This is a genomic window from Janthinobacterium sp. HH106 (assembly GCF_001758725.1).
GTDB lineage: Bacteria > Pseudomonadota > Gammaproteobacteria > Burkholderiales > Burkholderiaceae_D > Janthinobacterium.
Window position 1 is genome coordinate 177,521 of the sequence record NZ_LRIC01000001.1, and the last position, 9,061, is coordinate 186,581.

7 protein-coding genes are annotated in these 9,061 nt (G+C 66.1%); 6 read left to right on the top strand and 1 reads right to left on the bottom strand.

The genetic code is table 11. The features are described 5' to 3' along the window. The first annotated feature begins 10 nt into the window (after positions 1 to 10). From JAB8_RS00790 to JAB8_RS00815, 6 genes are all read left to right on the top strand, one after another. Positions 11 to 364 carry a hypothetical protein gene (locus JAB8_RS00790; protein WP_070287892.1) on the top strand — a complete coding sequence of 118 codons (354 nt, stop codon included), beginning with the start codon at positions 11 to 13 and terminating at the stop codon, positions 362 to 364. Positions 365 to 605: 241 nt separating this feature from the next. After that, positions 606 to 3,017: a catalase gene (locus JAB8_RS00795; protein ID WP_070287895.1), complete on the top strand. Its 2,412-nt coding sequence runs from the start codon at positions 606 to 608 to the stop codon at positions 3,015 to 3,017. 188 nt (positions 3,018 to 3,205) lie between these two features. Further along, entirely contained in the window at positions 3,206 to 4,900 is a 1,695-nt protein-coding gene (locus tag JAB8_RS00800) for an MFS transporter (protein WP_070287897.1), read from the top strand. Then, a complete protein-coding gene (locus JAB8_RS00805; protein WP_070287898.1) occupies positions 4,887 to 6,062 on the top strand; it encodes an HlyD family secretion protein in 1,176 nt (391 codons plus the stop codon). The genes JAB8_RS00800 and JAB8_RS00805 overlap by 14 nt, the downstream gene beginning before the upstream one ends. Continuing rightward, complete coding sequence (locus JAB8_RS00810; RefSeq protein ID WP_070287900.1) at positions 6,059 to 7,453, top strand: efflux transporter outer membrane subunit; 1,395 nt, start codon at positions 6,059 to 6,061, stop codon at positions 7,451 to 7,453. The genes JAB8_RS00805 and JAB8_RS00810 overlap by 4 nt, the downstream gene beginning before the upstream one ends. Positions 7,454 to 7,548: 95 nt before the next feature. After that, positions 7,549 to 8,289, top strand: a complete 741-nt coding sequence (locus tag JAB8_RS00815; protein WP_070287901.1) for a hypothetical protein — start codon at positions 7,549 to 7,551, stop codon at positions 8,287 to 8,289. A 30-nt stretch (positions 8,290 to 8,319) separates the two neighbouring features. Here JAB8_RS00815 and JAB8_RS29340 read toward each other — a convergent pair. Then, the coding region (locus JAB8_RS29340) for a hypothetical protein (RefSeq protein ID WP_175445135.1) at positions 8,320 to 9,061 on the bottom strand (742 nt) is incomplete at its 5' end.

Genomic DNA, 9,061 nt, shown 5'->3' on the forward strand with positions numbered 1-9,061 from the left:
GGAAACCATCATGAACGCGATTGAAAACACCAGCTCCGAGATGAACGGCACCTCCCAGGATACCCGCCAGGATTTGCACCGCACCATCGACAAGGTGGCTAGCCAGGCACAGCCTCTGGCCGACAAGGTCGCCACGCGCGCCCATGACGGCGTGGACCAGGTGGGCGACCGCATCGAGCAAGTCAGCGACACCGTCAGCAAGGCCTCGGAGCGCCTGATGGCACGCGGCAAGCAACTGGGCGTCGCCTGCCAGCGCGCCGGCGAGACGGGCCGCGATTATGTGCGCGAGCGCCCGGCCATGTCCCTGCTGATTGCGGCCGCGGCCGGCTATGGCCTGTCGAAATTGCTGGGTTCGCGTAAATAAGTTTTACGCCTTCCTGGAAGCATTTGTCGTGGGCGCTGTTCCCTTCGCCGTCATGGCGGAGAGGGCCAGCGCCCACGCACACAAGGTAGTAGCAAGCAGTAAAGGAGAGTGATGATGCGCTCCATTTTGTTGTGGTTGATTGGCATACCTATTCCCATCATTATTTTGATTGCCCTGTTCGTGCGCTGAATGAGGGAGTTGTAGCGTTACTTCCCGGGGCAAACTACTCACAGGAGATGTAATGGCTACCACCAAGAAAACGCCGTCCACGGACGGTGCGGGTTCCGTATTGAGCAGCATGTCCGGCCCATCCGACAGCAATGCGCCAAACAGCCTGGGCACGGACAATGACGTGACCCGCGCGCTGCTGCAAAAGACGGCCGCCAGCCAGCAGCTGTCCGCCGCCATGGCCGACAATCCCAAGGAAGATGGCCAGTATGGCGAGGCGGCGCGCACGCCGATCGAAGGCGTGCATGTGGCGGCCGGCGAACCGCTGGCCACGGCCAGCACCACGGGCGAAACGCTGGCGTCGCCGAAGACGGGCGATGGCCAGCCCGCGTTGGGCGAGAATGCGCGTAACGCCTCGCTCGATGGCGCCCGCAGCGACGACAGCGGCTGCGTGCTGACGACCAACCAGGGCGTGCCCGTGGGCGACAATCAGAACTCGCTGAAGGCGGGCTTGCGCGGCCCCACCCTGATGGAAGATTTCATCCTGCGTGAAAAGCTCACGCATTTCGACCATGAGCGCATCCCCGAGCGCGTCGTGCATGCGCGCGGTTCGGCCGCCCACGGCTATTTCGAATGCTACAAGGAACAAAGCAAGCTGACGCGCGCCGCGCCGTTCGCCAAGGCGGGCAAGCGCACGCCCGTCTTCGTGCGCTTTTCCACGGTGGCCGGCGAGCGCGGCTCGACCGACACGGCGCGCGACGTGCGCGGCTTTGCCGTGAAGTTTTATACGGACGAGGGCAACTGGGACCTGGTCGGCAACAACATCCCCGTCTTCTTCATCCAGGATGCGATGAAATTTCCCGATGTGGTCCATGCGGTCAAGCCCGAGCCGCACAACGGCATGCCGCAGGCGGCCAGCGCGCACGACACCTTCTGGGATTTCGCCTCGCTGTCGCCGGAAATCACGCACATGCTGATGTGGGTCATGTCCGACCGCGCCATCCCGCGCAGCTACCGCATGATGCAGGGCTTCGGCGTTCACACCTTCCGTCTCGTGAACGCCAAGGGCCAGTCCGTGTTCTGTAAATTCCACTGGTCGCCCATGGCCGGCACGCACTCGCTCGTGTGGGACGAAGCCGTCAAGATCAGCGGCGCCGATTCCGATTTCCACCGGCGCGACCTGTGGGAATCGATCGAATGCGGCGAGTATCCCGAATACGAGCTGTCGTTCCAGGTCTTCACGGAAGCTCAGGCCGAAGCGTTTCCCTTCGACGTGCTCGACCCCACCAAGCTGATTCCCGAAGAGGTGGTGCCGCTGATACCCGTCGGGAAAATGGTTTTGAACCGCAATCCCGACAATTTTTTCGCCGAGACGGAGCAGGTGGCCTTTTGCACGGCGCACATCGTGCCCGGCATCGATTTTTCCAACGACCCGCTGCTGCAGGGCCGCATCCACTCGTATATCGACACGCAGATCACGCGCCTGGGCGGCGCCAACTTCCATGAAATCCCCATCAACTCGCCGCTGGCGCCCGTGCACAACAACCAGCGCGACGGCATCCACCGCCAGGCCATCAACCGGGGCCGGGTCGCGTACGAGCCCAATTCGCTGGCGGGCGGCTGCCCGTTCCAGGCCGGCGCCAGGGGCTTCAACAGTTTTCCCGCCTCCGCCGAGGGCGACAAGGTGCGCGGCAAGCCCGAGAAATTCGCCGAGCACTTTGGCCAGGCGAGGCTGTTCTGGATCAGCCAGACGCCGGTCGAGCAAGACCATATCGTGCATGCGTTCCGCTTTGAACTGAGCAAGGTGCAGACGGTGGCGATTCGCAAGCGCATCGTCGCCATGCTGCGCAATGTCGACGAGACCCTGGCGCAGCGCCTGGCCGATGCGCTTGGCCTGGCGCTGCCGCCCGTCATGCCGCCCGTGTCCATGCTGCCGATTCCTGCGTATCCGCCGTCGCCGGCCCTGTCGCTCTTTTTCCGCCCCGGCAAGACGGGCATCCATACCCTGCGCGTGGCCATCCTCGTCGGGCCGGGCAGCGATGGGGCGCAGGTGCGCAACATCTATGCATCCTTGCTGGCCGAGGGCGCCGTGCCGCGCCTCGTGGGCAGCCATCTGGGGAAAGTCGACACGAGCGGCGGCGCGCCGCTCGACGTGGAAATCTCGCTCGAAACGGGACCGTCCGTGCTGTTCGACGCCGTCGTGATACCGGATGGCCAGGGCGCCGTGCAGCAGTTGGGCAGCGACGCGAACGCGCTCGACTTCCTGCGCCTGCAATACCGGCACTGCAAGCCGATGCTGGCCATCGGCGCGGGCAAGGGCTTGCTGGACAAGGCTGGCGTGCCGGTGACCCTGCCCGACGGCAAGCCGGACCCCGCCATCATCGTCGTGCCGGCGGGCGACGTGGCGAAAGGCGTGGCGGCCTTTAAAAAGGCGCTGGCCGCGCACCGGGCGTTTGCGCGCGAAACGGATCCGCCCCGCGTGTGATGTCCGTTTGAGCGTCAGCGGGGCCGGCCTGGCTTGCCCCGTTGGCGTAACCGTGCGCAACAGTGCGCAACAATGTAAACAAGAAAAACGTCCTGCGATGATATGCTGCTGACTAGAACTGTTCATTTGCAACTATTTCTATCACTGCAGCAAAGAACGGCTTCAGCAAACCGGATCGCGATTACCGCATGGACAAGTACACACCTCGCACCTGGGGGCCGGGCGAACGTCCGACCTTGCCCGGGTCGCCATCGATGCCCGAACATTCGACGCCCAAGCGTGTCGCGTATTTCATCGTCGGCCTGATCGTCGCGCTGACGGGGGGACTCGGTAACGGCCTGGTGACGGCCAATTTGCTGAACCTGCAAGGTTCGCTGGCCGCCTATGCCTACCAGATGCAGTGGCTGCCGGCCGCCTACGTGATGACCATCGTGTCCATGAATCTGCTGCTGGTGAAGTTCCGCCAGCAATTCGGCCTGCGCCTGTTTACGGAAGCGTTCCTGGTGCTGTATGCGCTGGTGACGTTCGCCCACTTGTATGCCAATACCTTGCCGTCGGCGATCGCCGTGCGCGCCGCGCATGGCATGGTGGGCGGCGCGCTGGGCGTGCTGGGGCTGTACTACACCTTGCAGGCGTTTCCCGCGCGGCACCGCCTGAAAGGCGTGGTGCTGGGCCTGGGCTTTGCCCAGCTGGCGCTGCCGCTGGCGCGCATCTTCACGTCCGAACTGCTGCAGATCGGCGAATGGCACGGCCTGTACCTGTTCGAGCTGGGACTGGCCCTGCTGGCGCTGGGCTGCGTGCTGGCCCTGAAGCTGCCGCCCGGCGACCGCGTGCAGACGTTCGAGCCGCTCGATTTCCTCACCTTTATTCTGTTCGCGCCCGGCGTGGCCCTGCTGTGCGCCGTGCTGGCGCAGGGACGCACGGCGTGGTGGATGGAATCGGAGTGGGTGGGCGTGTGCCTGGCGGGCTCCATCGTGCTGATCGCCGCCTCGCTGGCCATCGAGCATAACCGCGCGCGCCCGCTGCTCAACACGCGCTGGCTCACCACGGGCAAGATCGCCAAGCTGTTTTTATCGGTGCTGCTGTTTCGCATCGTGCTGTCCGAATCGACGGGCGCCGTGGGCTTTTTGCAGGCGCTGGGGCTGAACACGGACCAGATGCAGAACCTGTTCATCGTGGTCCTGCTGGGCAGCGTGGCGGGCCTGGTGGTCAGCGCGCTGACGATCAATCCGGCCACCCTGAACCGCTCGCTGATGTTCGCGCTGCTGCTGATCGCAGCCGGTGCCCTGATCGACGCGCACGCCACCAGCCAGACGCGCCCCGTCAACATGTATGTCAGCCAGTTCCTGCTGGCCTTTGGCGGCACGTATTTCCTCGGTCCCACCATGGTGGCCGGCATGGGCGCCGTGATCGCCGAACCGCGCAACCTGGTGAGTTTTTCCGTGATGTTTACCATGACGCAGAACCTGGGCGGCTTGCTCGGGTCGGCCATCGTCGGCACCATCCAGACGGCGCGCGAAAAATACCATTCCAGCTACCTGGTCGAGCACCTCACCATGCTCGACCCGCAGGTGGCCGCGCGCGTACAGTCCGGTGCCGCAAGCTACGGCGGCGTGCTGACGGACCCGGCCCTGCGCAGCGCCCAGGGCGTGGCCCGCCTGGGCGCCGTCGCCACGCGCGAAGCCAATGTCCTCGCCTACAACGACGTCTTTTTGATGATCGCCGGCGTCGCCGTCGCCACCCTGATCTGGATGCTGGTCAGCCAGTTCTGGACCCGCATCACCACCGGCGCGCGCCGCCTGGTCGGCCCCGTGCGCGATGCGCAGACGGCCATGGCCATCGTCCCCATTACCAATTCGGAACCGAGCAATGACAGAAAATAACACCCCGCCGCCAGTACCGACGCCTGCACTGCCATCCGCACCCGCCGCGCCTTCCATGGCACAGCCGGACCGGCGCCACCAGTGGCTGTCCGCGCTGGCCTTTGCGGCCGTGGCCCTGGTGGGCGTGCTGATCGTGCTGTATGCGTGGCGTTTGCCGCCGTTCACCAGTCCCATCGTGACGACGGAAAACGCCACGGTGCGGGGGCAGGTGACCATCATCGGCACGCAGCTGTCGGGCTATGTGGTGGAAGTGACGGTGCAGGACTTCATGGATGTGAAGGAAGGCCAGCTGCTGGTGCGCATCGACGACCGCATCTACCAGCAGCGCTACGAGCAGGCGCAGGCCCAGCTGGCCGCGCAGCAGGCGGCCCTGTCGAACTGGGCGCAGCAGAAGGCCAGCGCGCAGGCCGGCATTTCCGTCAGCGAGGCGGCGCTGGCCAACGCGGAAGCGCAGGCGCGCAAGGCCAGCGCGGACTTGAGCCGGGTGGAGCAGCTGGTGGCCGACGGTTCGCTGTCGCAGCGCGAACACGACCAGTCGCGCGCCACGCAGGCGCAGATGGCGGCCGCGCTGGCGCAAGCCCGCGCCAATCTCGACATCGCCCAGCAAAGCGTGCATTCCGTGGTGGTCAACAAGCAGGCGCTGGAAGCGGCCGTGGCCAATGCGCAGGCGGCCGTCAAGGCGGCGAAGATCGACCTCGATAACACGCGCATCGTGGCGCCCTCCGACGGCCAGCTGGGCCAGGTGACGGTGCGCCAGGGTGCCTATGTGAATTCGGGCGCGCAGCTGATGGCGCTGGTGCCGCGCCAGATGTGGGTCATCGCCAATTTCAAGGAAACGCAGATGAACGGCGTGCAGGAAGGGCAAAGCGCCACCTTCCACGTCGACGCGCTCGACGGCGCCGTGCTGACGGGCCAGGTGGAGCGCATTTCGCCGGCCACCGGTTCCGAGTTTTCCGTGCTGCCGGCCGATAACGCGACGGGCAACTACCTCAAAATTGCCCAGCGCATTCCCGTGCGCATCCGCATCGATCCGGGCCAGGCGAATGCGCGCCGCCTCGTGCCGGGCATGTCGGTGGTGGTCAGCGTCGACACGTCGGCCGTGCTGAACGACTCGGCGGACAACCCGGCGCCCCCGCCTGCACCGAAGAAGGCCAAGCCATGAAGCGCCGTCACCTGCTGATGGCCGGTGCGCTGGCGCTGGCAGGCTGCGCCGCCAACGCGCCGCCGCAGCCTGCATCGGCACTGCAACTGCCGTCCGGCTGGCGCGCGCAAGCGATCGGCGCACCTGCGGCGACGGGTGCCCAGGTCGAGCAACTGTGGTGGCAAGCCTTCGGCGATCCGGTCTTGAGCGACCTGGTGGGCGAGGCGCTGGCGCGCAATGGCGACTTGCGCGTGGCGCGCGCCCGGGTACAGGAATACCGCGCGCGCCTGGCGCAGGCCGACGCGAACCGCGCGCCCAATCTGGCCTTCGACGGTTCGCCCACGCGCACGCGCACCCTGGCGTCCAGCGGCAAGCCGTATGTGACGAATGTCTTCCAGGCCGAACTGCAGGCCAGCTATGAAATCGACGTGTGGGGCCGGCTGGCCAGTCTGAGCGACGCGGCCGGCGAGAGTTACCGCGCCGAGCAGGCCAGCCTCGATGCGGCAGCCCTGTCGATCGCCGCCAGCGTGGCGACCAGTTACCTGAATCTGCGGGGCCTCGACGCGCAGCTGGAGTTGACGCAATCGACCCTGCAGCTGCGCGAACAGTCGCGCGAGCTGGCGCGCAAGCAGTTCGAGGTGGGCTACAGCTCGCGCCTGGAATGGCTGCAGGCGCAATCGGAATACCACGCGGCGGCCGAGCAGGTGCCGCAGCTGCAGCGGCAGATTTTCGAACAGGAAAACGCGCTGGCCATCCTCGTCGGCGGCAATCCCGGCCCCATCGCGCGCGGCTTGCCGCTGGCCGGGCTGGCGGCGCCTGGCGTGCCGGCCGGCTTGCCGTCCGAACTGCTGCGCCGGCGGCCCGACATCGCGCGCGCGGAACACAACCTGGCGGCCGCCAACGCCAGCCTGGCCGCCACGCGCGACCAGCTGCTGCCCTCGTTCAAGCTGACGGCCGTGGGCGGCGGGCAGGCGACCACGCTCACCGATTTCCTGCATGCGCCCACTGCCCTGTGGCGTCTGACGGCGCTGGCGGCCGGCCCCCTGTTCGATGGCGGGCGCGTGCAGGCGCAGACGGATGCGGCCGGCGCGCAGCGCGACCAGCTCGTGTACGCGTATGAAAACGTGGTGCGCAACGCGTTCGCCGAAACGGAGAACAGCCTGGGCGCCCTCTACCGCCTCCAGCAGCAAGCCGTGGAAAACGACGCGCGCCGCGCCGCGGCGGCAGACACCCTGCGCATCGCGCATAACCGCTACCGCAATGGCTACGCCTCGTACCTGGAGGAACTCGACGCCCAGCGCACCCTGTACAGCGCCGACGTGGGGCTGCTGCAGCTGAAGACGCGCCTCCTTGTCGCCTCGGTCGACCTGTACCGCGCCATGGGCGGCGGCTGGTCGGCCAAGACGCAATAGATGCGTGTGCACGGTGCGGCCAGTGTAATATTCTGACCAGGGAAAGCGGCGGCGCCGTGCCAGCTGCTCCCGTCACGAACGAACGAGGTCGCAGCATGACGATTTTTGGCATAGGCATCCACATCCTGATCGCGGTATTTTTTGCGATCCACGTGGTGCGCAACGGGCAGCAGCTGTACTGGCTGCTCATTTTATTCATGTTCCCGCTGCTGGGCAGCGTGGTGTATTTCTTCGCCATCTACCTGCCCGATTCGCGCCTGCCGCAAGGCGCGCGCAAGGTCGCTTCGGTGGCCGTGCAGGTGCTCGATCCGAACCGCGAATTGCGCGAGGCGAAAGCGGCTTTCGAGTACACGCCGACGGCGCAAAACCAGATGCGCCTGGCCAGCGCGCAGCTGGAGGCGGGTGATGCGCAGGAAGCGGCATCGACGTACGAAGCCTGTCTGCGGGGAGCGTTTTCATCGGACCTGGAAATTCGCCTGGGCGCTGCGCGCGCCTATCTGGAATGCGCGCGCGGCGCCGAAGCGCTGGCGCACCTGGAATTCATCCGCCGCACGGATATCCATTTCCGTCCCGAGATGGTGTCCCTGCTGACGGCGCGCGCGCTGGCGCAAAGCGGGCGCCAGGTGGAAGCGAAGGCGGAATTCGACGATGCGCTGACGCGCTACAACAGCTTCGAGTGCCGTGCCGAGTGCGCGATCTGGGCGCTGCAGCAGGGCGACAAGGTGTTGTCGGAACGCCTGCTGCTCGATATCGACAGCGCCATGGCCCGCTGGAGCAGCCATACGCGTTCGATGTATGCGCCGCTGCTGGCGCGCCTGGAGGCCGCACGCCGCTAGCTGGCTTGCCGGTGCCTGGCGCGGATACGCTTACACGCCAGGCACTGGATTCTTCCCTTCAAGCAGTTTGTACCCCTTGCCGTCGAAGCCATAGCGCGCGTGGCCGTTCAGTGGCGTGGCGATGCGCGGCGGGTCTTCGTCCGGCTTGACCTTGACGCCCGGCTTGATCTTTTCGGAGGCGCCCTTGAAGTCGATCAGCAAGTCATCGTAGGCGGCGCCATTGCGCGCCGGCGCGAAGCGCCAGTTCCCCTTGACCATCCAGCACTCGTCCGTTTCAGGACCGCAGGCCCCCATATTGTCCGAGTACAGATCGATGGCGCCATCGAGTGAGGTGACCTTGCCGTCGCCGATTTCAAACAGGGCCAGTTGCGTGATGGTGTAGCCCTGGCCCGTATAACCGTAGCGGATCGCCAGTCCCGGCTTGTTCGCGCCCAGCATGACCCAGTGGACTTCGCCGAGCTGCCCCGACGAGCCCAGGGCGGCGATGTTTTCCAGGCGTTTCACGACTTGCCACTGGCCGTCTTCCGGCGTGCCCTTGGGCGCCAGGAAAAAGACATTCAGCAGCCCCGGCGAGGCATGCGCCGATTCGGCCGTGCCTTCCGTGTTGGCCGTTTCCGCATTCGCCACCAGGATGGCGCTGCCATCGGGCAGCAGCTTGTGGCTGACGGCGCTGACCACGTAACTGAGCTTGTCGACGTGGTTGTCCGGATCGGGCAGGTCGGCCAGCGCATCGTCGCTGTCGTCGCGGTAGGCCTTGCCGAAGACGGCGCGC